Raw genomic sequence first — 17670 nt, 5'->3', positions numbered from 1 at the left:
ACACCATGTCCGAACCGATGAAGATGACCAGACGAACCGTCCTCCGCGCCGGTGCCGGCGGGCTGCTCGCGGCTGCGGCCGGCGTCGGGTCGGCGCAATCGGCGAGTGCCGCACCTCAGCTCTTCCCGGCCGGACGCACGGGCACCACGATCACCGAGATCGGCCCGGGCATCATGCAGTACTCGCTGATGAGCGGGGTGCTGCTCGACGGAGTCTGCTACATCGGATCCCGCAACCTCGAGCCGACCGGCATCCTCGCCTTCGATGTCGCATCGGCCACGGTCACGCACTCGACCACGCTCGCGACCGGCCACAGCATCCAGGCTCTCGCGGTGGATCCCGTGCGCAAGGTGCTCTATGCCGGCATCCTGCAGAAGGCTGCGAGTGCGAACAACCTGTATCGCTGGGACCTGACCGACCTCGCCTCACCCGCGGTGGCGATCGGGCGCATCGGAGACCGCGACGTGCGCGACCTCGCCGTCTCGCCCGACGGCACGGTGTTCGCCGTCGGCGGCGGTGGGTCGAGCGCACCCGCGCTGTGGCAGTACGACCCTGCATCCGGCGCGATCACGAGTCTCGGCGTGCCCGACGCGAAGGCGACCCTCGCGCGCGCCGTGGCGGCCACCGATCAGGCGGTGTTCTTCGGTGCCGGCAGCACGCTCGGCGGCGGAGCGGGCACCAGCAGGGCGGCGCTCTACGCCTTCGATCGTGCGTCAGCGACGTTCTCCGACATCACTCCCGTCGAGATGGTGAACGACCCCAGCATCCGCGAGCTCACGGTCGCCGGCGACCGGCTGCTCGTGTCGTCCGCGGGGTCGACCGAGCCGTCGAAGCTGGCCGAGATCTCGCTCGCCGATCACGGGTCATACCGCGTGGTGACGTCGATCGGCACGACGGCGAAGAACTTCGCCGTGGTGGGCGATGGTGTCTTCTGCGCGAACGACGCCGGTGTGGTGCGGTGGACTCCGGGCGAGGATGCCGTGCAGCAGCTGCCGGTGCCGATCGACCTCGGTGAGATCTGGGGGCTCGACGCTCAGGATGACGGACTGGTCGTGGTCTCGGGCTACGGATTCGTCGCCTCGCTCGACGCCGCCGGTGCGGTACGAGGCGAGTACGACCTCGGCAAGGCCGGGGCGCCCGTGAGCGCGCAGACCTGCATGGGTATCGCGGTCGGTGCAGGCTTCGCCTATGTCGGCGGCAACGGGGGCATCGCCCGCCACGATCTGCAGCGCGGCGGTGCCGTCAACCTCCGCGCGCCCGGGGAGGCGAAGGACGCCGAGGTGATCGGCGGCGTGCTCTACACCGGGCAGTACAACTCGCAGGGCATCTGGGCATACGACCCTCGCTCGGGAGAGCCGATCCGTCGCGTGGCATCCTTCCCTTCGGCGCAGAACCGGCCGCTCGACACCCACTGGGACGACTGCAATCGCATGCTGCTCGTGGCCGCGCAGGCCGACACCGAGGGTGGTGGCTCGCTGTGGACCTTCGATCCTCGGACGGGCGCCAGCACCCATGCGATCAACCCGATCGACGATGTGCAGCTGGTGCGTGCGGTCGTCGCGGTCGACGGGGTCGCGTACCTCGGAGGTGACAATGCGCAGAAGACCGGGCCCCGTGGGACGATCGTGGCCTGGGATCCGGTGGCGCATCGCGAGCTGTGGCGGGTCGAGACGGCGAAGCCGAACGGAATCGCCGCCCTCGCCGCGCACGGACGATACCTGTTCGCGCTCACGATCAAGGGTGCGCTGGTGGTGATCGACCGGCCGCGCCGAGAGGTCGTGCACACGGGTGACCTCGCCGCACTCGTGCCCGGCTTCGCAGCGATGAAGGCGGCCCGAGGGGTGATCTACGGGGTGTCCGACACGAACCTGTTCCGCATCCACCCTCGCACCTTCGAGGTGACGACGGTCGTGCCGGGCATCGACGGCGGGTGGTACAGCGGTCCGCACCTCAACGTCGACGAAGACGGTGCCGTGTACACCCTGCGTGGGCGGACTCTGGTGAAGGTCGACGATCGACCGCGGCACTGAGGCGGTCGCGCGGGGCGAGGATCCGCCACCCCGCCTGTCGGGCGGAGATCACCCTGTAGGGAGGAGGGTTCGTGCTGGATCTTCCGCCCTATGCGGAGATCTCCTCCCCACGCGGCGTCAGGGGATCAGGGGTTCAGGGGTTCAGGGGCTCAGGAGCGGCGAGGCGAGAAGAACAGACCGGCGCCGAGCGCGGCGAAACGCCCCGGCCGGGCGCGGGGCCCGGACGGAGCGTTCCGTCTCACTGCAGACGTTCAACTGACCTTCTTGCGGTACGAGACGATCGCGAACACGTAGGCGACGACGAGGATGCCGATGCACCAGGCGAGGGCGACCCAGATGTCGGTGCCGACAGGCTGCTCGGCGAACAGCGCCTGAATCGTGTCGACGATCGAGGTGACCGGCTGGTTCTCGGCGAACCACCGCACCGGACCCGGCATCGTGTCGGTCGGCACGAAGGCCGAGCTGATGAACGGCAGGAAGATCAGCGGATAGGAGAACGCGCTCGCCCCGTCGACCGTCTTGGCGTTGAGCCCCGCGATGATCGCGAGCCACGTGAGCGCCAGGGTGAACAGCATCAGGATGCCGATCACGGCCAGCCACGCCCAGACACTCGCCCCGGTGCGGAATCCCATCAGGAAACCGACCGCGAAGATGATCGCCAGGGTGATGGCGTTCGCCGTCAGCGAGGTCAGCACGTGGGCCCACAGCACGCTCGATCGGGCGATCGGCATGGAGTGGAACCGCTCGAAGATGCCGCTCTGCATGTCGGTGAACAGGCGGAACGCCGTGTAGGCGATGCCCGACGCGATCGCGATCAGCAGGATGCCGGGCAGCAGGTAGTCGACGTAGTTGTCGACGCCGGTGCTCGTCTGCAGAGCGCCGCCGAAGACGTACACGAAGAGCAGCATCAGGGCGATCGGGGTGACCGCGGTGGTGATGATCGTGTCGGGACTGCGGAAGATGTGCCGCATCGAGCGGCCGGTGAGTGTCGCCGTGTCGGCGGCGAAGTGCGTGCTCATGCTGCGTTCTCCTTTCCGGTGGTCGACCCCGTCTTCGGGCCGACGAGGGTGAGGAAGATCTCCTCGAGGGTGGGCTGCTTCTCGACGTACTCGACCTTGGCCGCCGGCAGCAGGGCCTTGAGCTCGGCGAGCGAGCCGTTCGCGATGATCCGACCCTCGTGGAGGATCGCGATACGGTCGGCCAGCTGTTCGGCCTCATCGAGGTACTGCGTGGTGAGCAGCACGGTGGTGCCGGTGTTCGCGAGTTTCTTGACGACGTTCCGCACCTCGATGCGGGCTTCGGGATCGAGGCCCGTGGTCGGCTCGTCGAGGTAGATCACCTCGGGGTGACCGACCAGGCTCATCGCGATGTCGAGCCGGCGACGCATACCGCCGGAGTACGTGCCGACCTTGCGGGCACCGGCATCCGTCAGCCGGAACGTCGCGAGCAACTCGTCGGCGACGGATGCCGGATCGGGAAGGTGGCGGAGCTTGGCGACGAGCACGAGGTTCTCGCGTCCGGTGAGGATCTCGTCGACGGCGGCGAACTGCCCGGTGAGGCTGATGCGCTGTCTCACGCCGAGGGGGTCGGCGGCGACGTCGATCCCCTGCACGGCGGCGGCGCCGGCATCCGACTTCAGCAGCGTCGAGAGGATGCGGACGACGGTGGTCTTGCCGGCGCCGTTCGAGCCGAGCAGGGCGAATATCGATCCCTTCTCGACCTCGAAGTCGACGCCGCGCAGCACCTGGAGGTCCTTGTAGGACTTCTCGAGGCCGCGAACGGCGATGGCCGGTGCGTTCATGATCGTGACTCCTTCTTCTTCGCGTCGTCGACCGCTGCCGTCAGGCGGGCGCGTTCCTTGTCGATCCAGTGGGTTCCGCCGTATGCCTCGGCGTAGGTCTCGGCGAACGAGACGGGGTCGTCGCCGACGATGTCGTCGATCGCGGTGCCGTCGATGGCGGCGCGCTCCCACAGATCGGCGAGGTCGAGGAAGATCTGCACGAGGATGTCGCCGTCGGTGATGCCCCCGTAGTACATCGTGTAGCGGTGCTGGGCGTTGGCGACCGTGCGGTACGGCTCGGGCAGGGCGTCGATGCGCTTCTTCGCATCGCGGTACTGCTTCTTCTGTTCGAGCGATCCGGTGAGCGCTTCGATCCACTTCGCGGCCATGTCAGTTCTCCTTGTTGTTCGTGTTCGTGTTCGTGTTGAGTCGTTCGATGTGCTCGGAGAGGAAGCTCCAGGTCTTCCAGAACTCCTCGAGCTCCTGCGTGCCTGCCGCGTTCAGCGAGTAGACCTTGCGGGGCGGGCCCTTCTCGCTCGGGACCTTCTCGACGTCGACGAGCTTCTTCTGCTCGACGCGCACCAGCAGGGCGTAGATCGTGCCCTCGGCGATATCGGTGAATCCGTGATCGCGCACGCGGCTCGTGATCTCGTATCCGTAGGCCGGCTGCTCGGCGAGGAGAGCCAGGACGATGCCCTCGAGAGTGCCCTTGAGCATCTCGGTCATCTGTTTGCCCATGAGAGCCTCCTTTCGTTCGTTCGGTACTCAGTGATGCTGGGTACCGGTACAAAGTAACACTGAGTACCGGTACTTAGCAAGACTGAATACTGAAGTTTCTCGAAGGCCTCGTCGCACCGCACAATTCAGCACCGACTGCCCGCATCGTCTCCGAATGGGCGGGAATCATGGGGACGCCGAGTATCCGTGCTGAGTTGTGCATGCCGGGCGCGGGGACCAGCGCGTCCGGCCCGCGAGCAGGCGAGGGTCAGTCGCGCGGAGCCCGCACCGGGGTCCGCCGCCAGGGCAGCAGCCGGTCGAGCAGCCGCCGCGGCGCCTCCGACACCACCGTCGGCGGAGCGACCGCGAATTGCACGATCTCTTCAGCCCCGTGGTGCACCACCCGGTACAGCGCGGTGCCGATCAGCACGCCGAGCGCGATCGACATGATCGAGATGAGGGCCTCCGTGAAATCGGCGAGACCGCTGTCGGTGGCGACCGCTTCGGTGAGTCCGACCAGGCCCGCAGCCCCGGGCACGAGCAGCCAGAACGCGGGGAGGAACGTGATCTGCACCGGAGCCCCGTGGCGCAGCGAAGCGATCCAGAACACCACGAGTGCCATGGCGACCGCCCCGACGAACCCGCCGACAGTCGGCCCCAGCAGCGCGCTGCCCGCCCACTGCCCGACATACGCGACGATCAGGGCGAGCAGCACCCAGCCGAACGTCGAGGCGGGCGCCGAGAAGTGCAGGTAGTTGCCGAGCGCAAACACCAGGATGCCGATCAACGCGACCCACCACGGAAGGAAGGATGCGGCCTCGAGCGGCTCGTATGAACGGGACTCGACGCCCACCACGGTGCCGGCCGCGAGGATGCCGAACGCGAGCAGCGCGAGCTGCACGAAACCGTAGACCAGGCGCGAGGCGCCCGAGATCATCTGCCCGGCCGCGAGCTCGACGGTCGCCGTGGTCAGCACCCCGCCGGGCAGGAAGGTGACCAGCGGGGCGATCAGCAGCCGGATGGGATCGCCGATCTCGATCACCTCGGCGAGCACGAACACCGCGGCGGCGCAGACGAAGGCCGCCGCGATCGGCATGACGAGCTGCAGGGTGGGCGACCGCACGAGCTTGAGCAGTCCGATGCCCGCACCCAGCACGAACGCGACGATCGCGCCCTGCCAGGTCGGAGCGAGCAGCAGTGCGAGTCCGGTCGTCAGCACGGCGTGACCGAACGTGCGGGTGACCCAGCCGAGACGCGGGCGCATCGCCCCGATCTCGTTCAGCCGACGGATGCCGTCGAGCGGCGACACCGACGCCGTGCGCGCCTGCGCGATCAGCTCGTACAGCGCCGCGATCTGGTCGAAGCGGAACGATGCGTTCGTCGCCGAGCGGATCGCGACCCGTGACTCCTCGTCGTCTCCGGTCTCGACGAGGATGATCGTCGGCAGCACCACGAAGTCGGTGTCGTCACCGCCGTACGCCTCGACGACATCCGTCATGGTGTCGCGGATGCGGTCGACCGACTCGGCCGACGCGTTCATGCCCTGCGCGAGTCCCAGGAGGAACCGGCGCAGGGCCGAACGGTCGAGAGCATCCGGCATCTCAGCAGGCCGTCACGTCACGAGAAGATCAGCGACAGGGTCACTCCGACGACGATCGCGACACCGATGTAGACCAGGTTCGGCAGCTGGAACGAGTGGTCGAAGACGAACTTGCCCATCTTCGTCGTGCCGGTCTGGTCGAAGGCGACGGTCGCGACCTGGCTGCCGTTGGCGGGCAGCGTGTAGATGCCCATGGTCGACGGCCAGAGTCCCACGAGCAGTGGGGCCGGCAGCCCGATCGTGATGCCGATCGGGACGATCGCATTCGTCGCGCTCGATTGGCTGGTCGTCAGCATCGCGACCGCGAACAGGGCGAGGGCGAACAGCAGTGCGCCGAGGAATGCCGACGATCCTGAGACCACCGACCCGAGTCCGTCGACGATCAGCGTCTGGTTCGCGGCGACGAAGGTGTTGGCGAGCCACGCGATGCCGAACAGGGCGATCGCACCGACGATGCCGGCGGGGAACGTCGGCTGCTTCGGCACATCGGCGGCCTTGACCTTGCAGAACACGAAGATGAGAGCCGCGATGATGCCCATCACCACCTCGATGATCACGGTCACGCTCAGACGCACCGGGTCGCCCGCGTCATCCGTGCCGATCACCGGGCGCAGCCCCTCGAAGAGTCCGAAGAACACGATGACGCCGACGCCGATCAGGAAGAGCGTGGCAGACAGCACCGCGGTGCGCGGCAGCTTGCTGTCGTGCGCGTCGACCGTCGGCGGCTGGATCTGGTGGCTTTCGAGGCGACGCTGGAACTCGGGGTCGTCTTCGAGGTCCTTGCCGTGCCGCATCATCACGAGGGCGGCGACGAAGAGCCCGGCGATCGACGCCGGCCACATGATCAGCAGCAGTCCGCCGAGGTCGACTCCCTGGGGTGCGAGCAGCACGACCATCGACGCGGTCGCGGCCGAGACGGGGGAGCAGAGGATGCCGACCTGCGACGCGACCGCCGAGACCGAGAGCGCCCGCTCGGGGCGGATCTTCTGCTGGTACGACACGTCGTAGATGACCGGCAGCAGCGGGTAGAAGATGTTGCCGGTTCCGGCGCCGACCGTGAAGAGGAACGACATGGCGGGCGCCAGGAAGACGACGGATTTCGGCTTGCGTCTGATCACCTTGGCGGCGACCGACACCATCCAGTCGATTCCGCCGGCTGCCTGCATGGTGGATGCGGCGGTGATCACCGTGATGACGATGAAGACGGCATCCACAGGGGCGTTGCCGGGTGCCTCGCCGAAGACGAAGATGAGCACGGCGACGCCGACGAGTCCCCACACGCCGAGGCCGATCCCGCTGGTGCGGGTGCCCATGTAGATCGCGAGGATGACGACGATCAGCTGGGCGACGAGGATCCACACGTTGTCGTTCACGTCGACGGCCCCTTCGTGATCGGTGCGGAGGGAGTCAGGATCTCGGTGGCGAGCTCGGTCTCGACGATCTTTCCGTCGATGGCCTCGACGCGCAGCGCGAGCGGATTCTCGACCGGGCTGATCGCCGTGACGAAGTCGGAGTTCTCGAAGTGCAGCGACTGCAGGTTGCCGACCGCGTATCCCGTGGCGAGCTCACCGCTGAGCAGGGATGCGTGGAACAGCGGTCGCCGCTGATCTTCCGCGTCGTAGTGCGGGCAGAAGCTGCCGTGCAGAAACCCGAGCCCCTCAGGCAGCACCTGCAGGGTCGGGCCGTAGCTGTCGGTCGTGCCGCCTTCGAACCAGCAGATGCCTCCGGCGCTGCCGCCGGTGAACACCACGTTCGAGTCGGGGTCGTCCCACATCTCGCGCATGATCTCGTCGAGCCCCTGCCGCTTCCAGACATCGAGCATGTTGGCGGTGTTGCCGCCGCCGACGTGGATGACGTCGAAGCCCTTCACGAAGCCGGCGAGGTCGTCGACCGACCGGTGGAAGAGGGGGAGGTGATGAGGTGCGCACCGGTCGGAGTCGTACGTCGAATAGAAGCTCAGGATGTACGCCGCGTCGTCGCCCGTCGCGGTGCCGACGAACAGCACCCGGGGTCGCTTCTTTCGTGTGAGCCCGAGGATGTAGTCGTGCGTCGGGTCGTTCCGACGCTCCATCATGGCCTTGCCGGCCCCTGTCGCGACCACGTGAGACATGGCACCACCTCCGCTGTCGTGTGCGAATGCGCTCACGGTAGCGGCGCGCGGCAGCGGCCGTGCGGGGGCATCACCCGGTCAGGGCGAGTGCTGAGGTGTCGCGCCGCTCGCGTCTTCCCGGCTATGCGGGGTCACTTTCGCATCTCCCGCGTGGTGCGGGGTCACTTTCGCATCGGATACGGGCATTCGCGGTGCGTGACTGGCCCCGCACCGCCGAGGCGACGGCCGCCGCGCGGTCCGATCAGGCCAGTCGCGCGGCTCGCACCTGCGCCTCGAGAAGCGGGAGTGCTCGTGACACCGAGGGCCGGATGCCGACCGCATTCGCGAGTTCGAGCGCCAGCGCGGCATGACCCGCGGCGTTCGGATGGAACGGGTCGTTCATCAGACCCCAGGGCACACCGCCGCCACCGATCTCGGTGAACCGGGAGTGCTGGTCGACGAGGATCACGTCTTCTGACGCGGCGACGTCGCGCACGGCATCCGCGAACTCGACGATCCGCTCGCGCCCCGGAGCGTTGGGGATGTCGATCGAGGGCGGCGTCTGCAGCACCGGAATCGCCCCCAGTCCGCGCACTCGCGTCACGAACTCGCGCAGCGAGGCGGCGAAGTCGGCAGGCTCGACGAAGGGGCTGCCCGGCAGGGTCGACATGTCGTTCGTGCCGATCATGAGGGTGACCACGTGCGGATGCCAGGACTCCACCCGCCGTTCGAAGTCGCCGAGGATGTCGGGCATGCGGTGGCCGCTGATCGCCGTGTTGATCACCGCGTCGCGGGTGCGGCCGAGCTCGCCGCGGATCAGCTCGTGCAGATGCTCCGAGTAGCTGCGGCCGCCGTGCGTGTGCACGAGTCCGTGGGTGATCGAGTCGCCCGTGATGACCCAGTTCAGAGGCTCGGACCCTGCGAGCGCGTCTGCGAGGCGGGAGAGATCGGATGCGGCGGATGCGGGGGAATCGGCGTTCGGCACGCCCTAAAGACTAGCGGCGGCGTCGGTGGAAGACTGGTCTCATGGCTTCCCCACTGCTCGATACCCTCCTCGCCCGCATCGTGGACAGCGGTCTGCTCGATGATCCGGTCGCCGAGAACACTCTCATCTACGGTCGGGCGACGATCGACGCTGCCGGTGCGGTGGTCACCGTCAACGTCGACCCCGAGCTCGACGATGAGGAAGAGAGCCTCGACGCCGACGCGCTGCTCGCGGCGATCACCCGCATCCTGTCGGTGTCAGAGTCGCGGTGGCGTGCGGTGATCGACGAGGTCGCCGACGACATCGACGAGTCGGTCGACGACGAGCCCGTGATCGAGCAGACCGACCTGCGCGACGACCTCGAAGCCACCTCGGTCGTGGTGTTCGCCGACGCCGTGCTGATCGCCTTCGACGCGCCGAAGCAGTTCCCGGATTCCCGGATCCTCGTGCAGCTCGACGACGAACTCGAGGTCGCCAGCATCGAGGTGCGGGACCGCTGAGCCCGCTCGGCTCACAACCACTTCTTGTACTTGAACACCCCGTACAGTCCGACCGCGAAGGCGGCCATCGCGCCGATCGCGAGCGGGTATCCGAACGACCAGCTCAGCTCAGGCATCCCCTCGAAGTTCATGCCGTAGACCGTGCCGACGAGCGTCGGCGCGAAGATGATCGCCGCCCACGACGAGATCCGCTTGATCTCGTCGTTCTGCGCGAGCCCCGCCTCGGTCTGCCGCCGGGCGACCAGGGCGGAATGCACGGTGAGGGCGTTCTCGAGGATCGCGCGGAACGAGTCGACCCGCTCGTTCACGCGGATGACGTGGTCGAGCACGTCGCGCAGCGACCGCTGCAGCTCTTCGTCGATGCGGTACTTCTCGGATCCGCGACGCAGCCATTCCAGCATCCCGGCGAGCGGGTGCACCGCCCGCTGGAAGTTGATGACCTCGCGCGAGAGCTCGTAGATGCGGCGGGAGAGGGCGTCGTCGTCGCTGTCGCCGAAGAGCTGGTCCTCGATCTCATCGATGTCGTTGAGCAGCCCGGTCACGATCGGCTCGTAGCCGTCGACGACCTCATCGAGGATCGCGTAGAACACGGCTTCCGGTCCCATCGCGAGCAGCTCGGGGTGAGACTCCATGCGGCGGCGGACGGCTGCGAGGTCGGGCGACTCCGCGTGGCGGATCGTCACCACGAAGTCGGGGCCCACGAACAGGTGCAGCTCGCCGAACTCGATCGACTCCTGCTCGTCGCGGTAGCGGGCGGGGCGCAGCACGGCGAAGAGCGTGTCGCCGTAGCGCTCGACCTTCGACCGCTGGTGACCCGAGAGGGCGTCTTCGACGGCGAGCGGATGCAGGTCGAACTCGCGCGCGACCGAGGCGACCTCCTGCGGGCTCGGCCGGTAGAGGCCGATCCACGCGATGCCGCCGTGCGAATCGAGGCACCGGTAGGTCTCGTCGAGGTTCTTCGGGGTCTCCACTCGGCGTCCGTGCACGTACACGCCGTTGTCGATGAGGGCCATGGCTGGCTCCGTTCTCGCAGGCGCACGCCTCGTCAGAGAGGGCGTGCGCAGGATTCGTCAGGGGGCGGATGACGCCGCCGACGGCTGCGGAGCAGGACGTGCAGGTGCGGAGCCGAAGCTCAACGCACGGATGCAGTCAGACGCGACGCAACGAAGGCGGCGTCGCAACTATCACCGGACATCGCCATCACCGCCTCTCGCGCTCTGAAGGGGTCACGTGACCCGATGTGCCAGCATACTCCTGGCTCCTGGGCATGCGATCCACGCGTCCCGCTGCGTGCGTGCTCGTGTGGTTCCGGTCGCAGTTCGTGCCGTCTGCCGCGCCCCCGCGTGGTTCCGGTCGCAGTTCGTGCCGCTGAAGTCGTGATCCCCCGGCACAAACTGCGACGGGAGCGTGAGCCGGCGGCACGAACTGCGACCGGAGCGCAACGACCGGAGCGCAGCGGCAGGGTGCTCGTGATCAGCCGAGCGACACCACGGCTCCGCCCTGAGCGGCCGAGGCCTGGGCGGCTTTCACGATCTCGACGGTGCGGATGCCGACGTCGGCATCCGGCTGAGCCTGGCGGCCTTCACGCAGCGCCGCGACGAACTCCTCGAGCAGCAGCGCATCGAGGTCGAGGCCGACCGGAGTCCAGGTCTCGCCCTCGGCGTCGTGCCCTGCGACACCCTTCGCGAAGGGGCTGATCGTGACGGTGCCGCGCTCGGCGACGACCTGCAACGTGACGCCACCCCAGGTCGCCGAGCTCATCGGCCAGCTCCACGAGCAGTCGATCGTCGCGATGGCACCGCTCGGATACCGCACGGTGACCAGTCCGCCGGTCTCGACGTCGAGGTCGCGCTGCGCGTGCAGGATGCCGTTCGACACCGCCCGCACCGACTCGGCGCGCTCGCCGAGGAGCTCGTCGAGCAGATCGGCGCAGTGCACGACATGGTCGACGAGTGCGCCTCCGCCGGCGAGCTCGGGGTCGGTGAACCAGGCGCGGTCCTGGGGCAGTTTGCCGTTGTTGACACCGGTGACGGCCAGGATGCGACCGAGTCGACCGCTGCGCAGTTCGGCGACGGCATCGCGGATGACCGGCGCGAAGCGCACCGGATACGCGACCATCAGCATCACGCCGGCGCTGGCGCAGGCCTCGCGCATGGCGACCGCGTCGGCGACGGTCGTCGCGAGGGGCTTCTCGCACAGCACGTGCACTCCTGCGCGGGCCGCACGCTCGACGAGTTCGCGGTGGCGCGAGTTCTCCGCGGCAACCACCACGGCATCGGGGCCCCACGCGAATGCGGCCTCATAGTCGTCGAGGTAGGTCACGCCGAGCTCGGCGGCGAGCTGCGCGCCGCGCGGTGCGTCGTCGGGAGCATCCGCGCCGTCAGGGTCGGTGGCGATCAAATCGATGCCGGGCATCTCTCGCAGGGCGTGCACGTAGCTCAACGCGTGGGTGTGCGCGAACGACAGCACGGCGATGCGGAGCGGGGTGGGAGAGCTCAACGGACGACCTCCTCGGCCGGGGAGAGGGGGAGTGCGACAGGCCCCCCGGTGGCGATGGATTCGTAGGCCGCCTCGGCGACCGCGACGGCCTCGACGCCGTCGCGCGGAGTGACGAGAGCCTCGCCGCCCTCGCGCCACGCCCTCACGAAGTCGTCGATCTCGGCGTAATACGGACTCTCGCGTGGCGACATCGGCGGCAGGTAGTCGGTGCTGCTCGCGTCGATGACCGTGTCGGTGCGCAGGGTATGGTCCTCCGCGCTGTCGTACCTCAGTCGACCGTCTGACCCTGCCACCTCGACGCTGGTGCGGAACGGCATGCCGTTCGCGACCCAGCTGCCGGTGACGTGACTGATGACGCCGCTGCGGTGCGTGAGAACCACGTGCGACGACACGGGAGAGGGAACGACGTCGTCGACGGTCGGCGGGTTCTGCACGGCGTAGACCGAGGAGACCGGACCCGCGAACCAGATCGCCTGATCGATGTCGTGGATCATCAGGTCGCGGATGAGGCCGCCACCCCCGCTCTCGGAGAAGAACCAGGGGGCAGTCGGTGCGGACCCCGCGCGACTGAACCGCTGGACGGCGAGCGTGCCGATCGTACCGGCATCGATGCCGGACTTGATGGCCCGGTATTCGGCCATGTACCGCACGACGTGGGCGGGGAAGAGACGCACCCCGGCATCGGACGCGGCCCGCACGACCGCGCCGGCGATCTCTGCGGTGGTGGCGAGCGGCTTCTCGCAGATCACGGATCTGCCGCGCGCGATGGCGCGCAGCGCGAGATCCGCATGCGTGCTGCTCGGCGTCACGATGTCGACGATGTCGACGAGATCGATCAGGCGGTCGACGTCGTCGACGACCTCGAAGCCGTATGCCTCTGCGATCTCGTCGGCTCCCACCAGGGATGTCACGTATCCGCGGACTCCCAGCGCGCGCCAGGCGTCGGCGTGCACCCGTGAGATGCCGCCTGCGCCGATGAGTCCGACCTTCAGCTCGCTCACTTCTTCTCCTCTTCGCGGACCTCGTGTGCCGCGGATGTGTTCGACAGCGGGGTGATGGGCGGAACCGGCATGTCCTCGATCCCGTAGATGTGCGAGGCGTGTCGTTGGAACGCGTGCACCACTGCACCGTGTGCGGCGGCCTCCGCGCCGAGGCGCGCTTCGGCGACGGGTACCTGGAAGGGGAGTCCGAGGTGACCGGGGAGAGCGGCACGCAGAGGGTCGAGCAGTTGCGCATGTGCGGCGGAGAGCCCGCCGCCGATCACGACCATGGCCGGATCGACGGTCATGATCAGAGTCGCGATCCCGTGAGCGAGCTCGTCGATGAAGGCGTCCAGTTCGGCCTGCGCGTCGTCGTCGCCGTCGCGAGCGAGTGCGAAGACCTCGGCCGCAGTCTGGGCCGATCGCCACGAGATCTGCCCGGTCTCGGTGTTGAGGCCCCGGAAGGCGAGGCGTCCGATGTCTCCCGCGGCATTGTGGATGCCGCGACGCGGGCGCCCGCCGAGGATGAGCCCCATGGAGATGCGATTGCCGACCGAGAGGTAGACGACGTCGTCGACCAGCTGCGCGACTCCCAGATGGTGCTCCGCGACGGCGGCCAGGCGCACGCCGTTGTCGACCGACACCGGGCAACCGAACGCCTGATGCAGCTGCGCGCCGATGTCGACGCCGGACCATTCGGGGATCACCACCGACATGACGACCCGGCCGGTGTCATCGACCAGTCCGGGCAGCGAGACGCCGATCGCGCGCAGGTGCGACGCGGGGATCGATGCGGAACCGAGGGTGCGCCGCACGTCGTCGATGACGGCGGCGAGCTTCGACGCCCCGTCATCGTCGGCCGCGAGTCCCGGGAAGCTCTGCTGCGAGACCACGCGACCGGCGAGGTCGGACAGGATCACCCGCACGCTCGCGACGCCGATGTCGAGGCCGACGACGGTGCCCGCTGCCGCGTGGAAGGAGTAGCGACGTGCGGGGCGTCCGGCACCCGAGGCGGGCTGCACGGCGGCGTCGGTGACGAGCCCTGACTCGCTGAGCGCACCGACGGCGTTCTCGACAGAGGTGCGCGAGATCTCCAGTGAGCGGGAGATCTCGTTGACCGTCGCAGGCCCGGCGTCTCTCAGGTGGAGTGCCGATCGGGCGACGATCGACAGCTGACTCGGCACGACCATGTGCGGCCCCCTCTTTCTCACCGTCGCGGTGCGATCAAAATAGCACATCGGATTCTCATATCAAGCTCAGCCGTTTTCATCCTGGAAACACGGTTGTAACAACCGGCTGGAACTGTGTACTTGACGAATTATCCCACTCTAGTGTCATAATGAACCGTACTCAGCACGGTTCAAGCAAAGGAGCACCATGCGCGTCAGCAAGACCACCGGCGTCGTCGCGGGAATCGCGGCGGCCGCCCTGTTGGCCGGATGTTCGGCCGGCGGAGGGGACACCGCGACCGGAACGCAGGACATCACCGTCTGGCTCTACCCGGTCATCGCCGATGAGGCGGCACACAAGGATTTCTGGGACGAGACGGTCGCCGCCTTCGAAGCGGAGAACGAGGACGTCACCGTCTCGTACGAGATCTTCCCGTGGGCGAATCGGGACGAGGCGCTGCAGACGGCGATCGCCGCAGGCAAGGGACCCGACGTCGTCTACCTGATCCCCGACCAGCTCGCGGCGTACCAGAAGTCGATCGCGCCGCTCAACGACCTGCTGAGCGAGGAGCGTCAGGGAGATCTGCTGCCGAACGTCAAAGAGTCTGTCACGATCGACGGCGACATCCTCGGGGCGCCTATCCTCACCAGCGCCCAGCCGCTGATCTGCAATGCTGCGGCTTTCGAGGCTGCAGGAGTGACGGAGTATCCCGAGACATGGGAAGACATCGTCGAGATCGCTCCGAAGTTCACGGAGAAGGACATGTACGTCCTCAACTACCCGGCATCCGCCGAGAACACCCTCAATCTCACCTTCTACCCGCTGCTCTGGCAGGCCGGCGGGCAGGTCTACACCGACAAGGGAGAGGTGGGCTTCGACAGCAAGGCCGGTGAGCAGGCGCTGACCTTCATCACCGATCTGGCAGAGGCCGGCGCGCTCGACCCCGAGGCTCTGACCACGAACGTGCCGCTCGAGCAGACGGCGATCGCCCAGGGCAAGGTCGGATGCACGTGGAACAACGGCGTCACCGAGGTCGCACCCTTCTGGGGCGAGGAGAACGTCGAGATCCTCGCGCCGCTCACCGATGAAGAGACCGTGGCGTACGGCACCGTCGGCTCGCTGTCGGTCCTCGAGGGATCGACGTCGAAGGATGCCGCGGCGAAGTTCGCCGAGTTCGCCACGAGCGCCGACATCGTCGAACCGTACCTGACCGCCGCGGGCTACTTCTCCGCGCTGAGCACCACCGAACCGCTCTATGCCGACGACCCGCTTCTCGGCGAGGTCGAGAAGTACGTGCCGGATACGACGGTCGGAGAGCTCGATGCCAGCTCGCGCGCGCTGATGGGCGTGCTCGCTCCCGAGATCCAAGCCGCGCTGCTGGGGCAGAAGTCGCCCGCCGACGCGCTGAAGGATGCCGCGACCGCCGCGGCGCCCCTGATCAAGTAGTCACTGCGGGGGTGCGCGGGCGAGCTCCGCGCACCCCTCCCCACCCGTGAGGATCCCCCGATGACGACCGCAACCATGACCAAGCGACCTCCCGGACGGGTGGCGCGCGTGCTCGCCCGGCGGGAGGCGCGCGTCGCGTTCCTCTTCGTGCTCCCCGCCTTCCTCCTCTTCCTCGCGTTCCGCTTCGGGCCGAGCATCGCAGGCGTCGCGTTGAGCTTCTTCGACTACGACATCTCGGGCGAGATCGCCTGGCGCGGGCTCGACCACTTCCAGCGTCTCGTCGCCGACCCGCTGTTCTGGAGGGCGCTGGGCACGACCGTGATCTACACGGTGTTCGCCGTGCCGATCTCCCTCGTGCTGTCGACCGTGATGGCGCTCGGGGTCCGTCGAGCCTTCCGCGGGGCGCGCTTCTTCCGCTCGATCTTCTTCCTCCCCGTCATCACCTCGCTGGTGCTCGCGGGAAGCATCTTCGTCTGGATCTTCTCCAGCAACGGTCCCTGGTCGGCGCTGATGGCCCCGCTCGGACTCGGAGGTTCGTGGCTCGGCAGCACAGTGCTCGTGATCCCGGCGATCGTGGTCGTGGGCGTCTGGTCCCGATTCGGGTACGGGATGATGATCATGATCGCGGCTCTGCAGGACGTGCCTCGCGAGCTCGAGGAGGCCGCGCTGGTCGACGGAGCGAACGCCTGGCAGCGCTTCCGCTGGATCATCCTGCCGTACCTGCGCCCGACGGTGTTCTTCCTCGCCGTCATCGAGACGACAGCCGCCTTCCAGGTCTTCGACGTCATCTACGTCATGACCCAGGGCGGCCCGGCGAACGCCAGCTACTCGCTCGTCTACCTGCTGTACGACCAGGGTTTCCGCTACTTCGACTACGGCTACGCGGCCGCCGTCGGTGTCGCCCTGTTCATCATGACCCTCGTGGTCGCCCTCATCCAGCGCCTCGTGATCGGAAAGCAGAAATGACCGCTCTGTTGCAACCGCCGACGACGACGGTGACGCCGGCACCGCCTCGCCGCCCGCGCCGGAACCGATCCTTCCGGGCGCTCGAACCCACCCGCGGCGGCGTGATCGTTCGCTGGATCTGGTTGAGCATCGCCGGCATCCTCAGCTTCTTCCCGTTCTACGCGATGGTCGTGCTGAGCCTCAAGCCCGGCCTCGTCGTCGAGCTGCCCGGCTCGCTGCTGCCCTGGACCGACATCTCCTTCGAGTCGTACGAGCAGGTGCTCGGCGGCCAGAACATCCTCGGATGGCTGTGGAACACGGTCGTGTACTCCCTGGTGTCGGTCGTGGCCGTGCTGTTCCTCTCCGCCATGGCGGGATACGCGTTCGCCAAGAAGCGCTTCGCGGGCAAGGAGGTGATGTTCTGGTCGTTCCTCGCGATGGTGATGGTGCCCTTCCACGTCACCCTCATCCCCACGTTCATCCTGATGGCGAACCTCGGCGGGATCGACACCTACTGGGGCCTCATCCTGCCCACGCTCGCCAACGCGCAGGCGGTGTTCCTGATGCGGCAGTTCATCGAAGGGCTGCCCGACGAGCTGTTCGAGGCGGCACGCATCGACGGCGCCGGCGAGTTCCGGATCTTCCTCAGGATCGTCCTGCCGCTGTGCAAGCCGATCCTCGCCACCCTCGGCATCTTCGTCTTCCTGTGGCACTGGAACGACTTCCTCTGGCCGCTCATCATCGCCAAGTCCAACTCGATGTTCACGCTCACGGTCGGCATCTCGTCGCTCCAGCAGCAGAACGTCCCCCTGAGCACCATGCTCGCCGGATCCGTGGTCGCACTGCTGCCCATCTTCCTCGCGTACCTCATCGCCCAGAGGTACGTGCAAGAGGGCGTCACCGGCACGGGCATCAAGGGCTGAGAAGAA

At 67.7% G+C, this 17670-nt stretch carries 17 protein-coding genes; 5 read left to right on the top strand and 12 right to left on the bottom strand.

The window, feature by feature from the left end; genetic code table 11:
* Positions 1-5: 5 nt before the first annotated feature.
* Positions 6-2030, top strand: a complete 2025-nt coding sequence (locus tag ACZZZN_RS14770; RefSeq protein WP_463505897.1) for an NHL repeat-containing protein — start codon at positions 6-8, stop codon at positions 2028-2030.
* A gap of 251 nt (positions 2031-2281) precedes the next feature.
* On the opposite strand, the gene ACZZZN_RS14765 is transcribed toward ACZZZN_RS14770, so the two are convergent.
* The 8 genes from ACZZZN_RS14765 to ACZZZN_RS14730 all read right to left on the bottom strand — a co-directional run bounded on the left by ACZZZN_RS14765 (position 2282) and on the right by ACZZZN_RS14730 (position 9201).
* Positions 2282-3049, bottom strand: coding sequence for an ABC transporter permease (locus ACZZZN_RS14765; RefSeq protein ID WP_463505896.1), 768 nt, complete (start codon positions 3047-3049; stop codon positions 2282-2284).
* Positions 3046-3831 carry an ABC transporter ATP-binding protein gene (locus ACZZZN_RS14760; protein ID WP_463505895.1) on the bottom strand — a complete coding sequence of 262 codons (786 nt, stop codon included), beginning with the start codon at positions 3829-3831 and terminating at the stop codon, positions 3046-3048. Before ACZZZN_RS14760 ends, ACZZZN_RS14765 begins: the two co-directional genes overlap by 4 nt.
* Entirely contained in the window at positions 3828-4199 is a 372-nt protein-coding gene (locus ACZZZN_RS14755; RefSeq protein WP_463505894.1) for a DUF1048 domain-containing protein, read from the bottom strand. Before ACZZZN_RS14755 ends, ACZZZN_RS14760 begins: the two co-directional genes overlap by 4 nt.
* A 1-nt stretch (position 4200) precedes the next feature.
* The gene (locus ACZZZN_RS14750; protein WP_463505893.1) at positions 4201-4548 is read right to left on the bottom strand and encodes a PadR family transcriptional regulator; all 348 of its coding nucleotides are present in this window, start codon (positions 4546-4548) and stop codon (positions 4201-4203) included.
* Between the two features lie 247 nt (positions 4549-4795).
* On the bottom strand, positions 4796-6127 hold the full coding sequence (locus ACZZZN_RS14745; protein ID WP_463505892.1) for a threonine/serine exporter family protein: 1332 nt from the start codon (positions 6125-6127) through the stop codon (positions 4796-4798).
* A 17-nt stretch (positions 6128-6144) separates the two neighbouring features.
* Positions 6145-7500 (bottom strand): anaerobic C4-dicarboxylate transporter family protein, encoded by a 1356-nt coding sequence (locus tag ACZZZN_RS14740; protein WP_463505891.1) that lies wholly within the window; start codon positions 7498-7500, stop codon positions 6145-6147.
* Complete coding sequence (locus ACZZZN_RS14735; RefSeq protein WP_463505890.1) at positions 7497-8237, bottom strand: Type 1 glutamine amidotransferase-like domain-containing protein; 741 nt, start codon at positions 8235-8237, stop codon at positions 7497-7499. Before ACZZZN_RS14735 ends, ACZZZN_RS14740 begins: the two co-directional genes overlap by 4 nt.
* Positions 8238-8478: 241 nt before the next feature.
* The gene (locus ACZZZN_RS14730; protein WP_463505889.1) at positions 8479-9201 is read right to left on the bottom strand and encodes an SGNH/GDSL hydrolase family protein; all 723 of its coding nucleotides are present in this window, start codon (positions 9199-9201) and stop codon (positions 8479-8481) included.
* A 41-nt stretch (positions 9202-9242) separates the two neighbouring features.
* On the opposite strand from ACZZZN_RS14730, the gene ACZZZN_RS14725 reads away from it, so the two are divergent.
* On the top strand, positions 9243-9701 hold the full coding sequence (locus ACZZZN_RS14725) for a cytochrome C5 (RefSeq protein WP_463505888.1): 459 nt from the start codon (positions 9243-9245) through the stop codon (positions 9699-9701).
* Between the two features lie 11 nt (positions 9702-9712).
* Here ACZZZN_RS14725 and ACZZZN_RS14720 read toward each other — a convergent pair whose 3' ends face one another.
* From ACZZZN_RS14720 to ACZZZN_RS14705, 4 genes are all read right to left on the bottom strand, one after another.
* Positions 9713-10714 carry a magnesium and cobalt transport protein CorA gene (locus ACZZZN_RS14720; RefSeq protein ID WP_463505887.1) on the bottom strand — a complete coding sequence of 334 codons (1002 nt, stop codon included), beginning with the start codon at positions 10712-10714 and terminating at the stop codon, positions 9713-9715.
* A gap of 460 nt (positions 10715-11174) precedes the next feature.
* A complete protein-coding gene (locus ACZZZN_RS14715) occupies positions 11175-12200 on the bottom strand; it encodes a Gfo/Idh/MocA family protein (RefSeq protein ID WP_463505886.1) in 1026 nt (341 codons plus the stop codon).
* Complete coding sequence (locus ACZZZN_RS14710) at positions 12197-13201, bottom strand: Gfo/Idh/MocA family protein (RefSeq protein ID WP_463505885.1); 1005 nt, start codon at positions 13199-13201, stop codon at positions 12197-12199. The genes ACZZZN_RS14715 and ACZZZN_RS14710 overlap by 4 nt, the downstream gene beginning before the upstream one ends.
* Positions 13198-14370, bottom strand: coding sequence for an ROK family protein (locus ACZZZN_RS14705; RefSeq protein WP_463505884.1), 1173 nt, complete (start codon positions 14368-14370; stop codon positions 13198-13200). The genes ACZZZN_RS14710 and ACZZZN_RS14705 overlap by 4 nt, the downstream gene beginning before the upstream one ends.
* Before the next feature lie 187 nt (positions 14371-14557).
* Between ACZZZN_RS14705 and ACZZZN_RS14700 the strand changes: the two genes are divergently transcribed.
* Genes ACZZZN_RS14700 through ACZZZN_RS14690 form a run of 3 tightly spaced genes read left to right on the top strand, consistent with a single transcriptional unit; the run spans position 14558 to position 17664 of the window.
* The gene (locus ACZZZN_RS14700) at positions 14558-15796 is read left to right on the top strand and encodes an ABC transporter substrate-binding protein (protein ID WP_463505883.1); all 1239 of its coding nucleotides are present in this window, start codon (positions 14558-14560) and stop codon (positions 15794-15796) included.
* Positions 15797-15856: 60 nt separating this feature from the next.
* Positions 15857-16762, top strand: coding sequence for a carbohydrate ABC transporter permease (locus tag ACZZZN_RS14695; protein WP_463505882.1), 906 nt, complete (start codon positions 15857-15859; stop codon positions 16760-16762).
* Entirely contained in the window at positions 16759-17664 is a 906-nt protein-coding gene (locus ACZZZN_RS14690) for a carbohydrate ABC transporter permease (RefSeq protein WP_463505881.1), read from the top strand. Before ACZZZN_RS14695 ends, ACZZZN_RS14690 begins: the two co-directional genes overlap by 4 nt.
* The last annotated feature ends 6 nt before the right edge of the window (positions 17665-17670 follow it).

It is taken from the genome of Microbacterium sp. AC145, assembly GCF_979258505.1.
The sequence above is the reverse complement of the archived record's forward strand: the minus strand, read 5'-3'. Positions and strand labels throughout refer to the sequence as shown.

What these genes read in the sequence shown, in the direction of transcription:
- ACZZZN_RS14770 (WP_463505897.1), top strand. Translation starts at nt 6, where the DNA reads ATGTCCGAACCGATGAAGATGACCAGACGAACCGTCCTCCGCGCCGGT.
- ACZZZN_RS14765 (WP_463505896.1), bottom strand. Translation starts at nt 3,049, where the DNA reads ATGAGCACGCACTTCGCCGCCGACACGGCGACACTCACCGGCCGCTCG.
- ACZZZN_RS14760 (WP_463505895.1), bottom strand. Translation starts at nt 3,831, where the DNA reads ATGAACGCACCGGCCATCGCCGTTCGCGGCCTCGAGAAGTCCTACAAG.
- ACZZZN_RS14755 (WP_463505894.1), bottom strand. Translation starts at nt 4,199, where the DNA reads ATGGCCGCGAAGTGGATCGAAGCGCTCACCGGATCGCTCGAACAGAAG.
- ACZZZN_RS14750 (WP_463505893.1), bottom strand. Translation starts at nt 4,548, where the DNA reads ATGGGCAAACAGATGACCGAGATGCTCAAGGGCACTCTCGAGGGCATC.
- ACZZZN_RS14745 (WP_463505892.1), bottom strand. Translation starts at nt 6,127, where the DNA reads ATGCCGGATGCTCTCGACCGTTCGGCCCTGCGCCGGTTCCTCCTGGGA.
- ACZZZN_RS14735 (WP_463505890.1), bottom strand. Translation starts at nt 8,237, where the DNA reads ATGTCTCACGTGGTCGCGACAGGGGCCGGCAAGGCCATGATGGAGCGT.
- ACZZZN_RS14725 (WP_463505888.1), top strand. Translation starts at nt 9,243, where the DNA reads ATGGCTTCCCCACTGCTCGATACCCTCCTCGCCCGCATCGTGGACAGC.
- ACZZZN_RS14720 (WP_463505887.1), bottom strand. Translation starts at nt 10,714, where the DNA reads ATGGCCCTCATCGACAACGGCGTGTACGTGCACGGACGCCGAGTGGAG.
- ACZZZN_RS14705 (WP_463505884.1), bottom strand. Translation starts at nt 14,370, where the DNA reads ATGGTCGTGCCGAGTCAGCTGTCGATCGTCGCCCGATCGGCACTCCAC.
- ACZZZN_RS14700 (WP_463505883.1), top strand. Translation starts at nt 14,558, where the DNA reads ATGCGCGTCAGCAAGACCACCGGCGTCGTCGCGGGAATCGCGGCGGCC.
- ACZZZN_RS14695 (WP_463505882.1), top strand. Translation starts at nt 15,857, where the DNA reads ATGACGACCGCAACCATGACCAAGCGACCTCCCGGACGGGTGGCGCGC.
- ACZZZN_RS14690 (WP_463505881.1), top strand. Translation starts at nt 16,759, where the DNA reads ATGACCGCTCTGTTGCAACCGCCGACGACGACGGTGACGCCGGCACCG.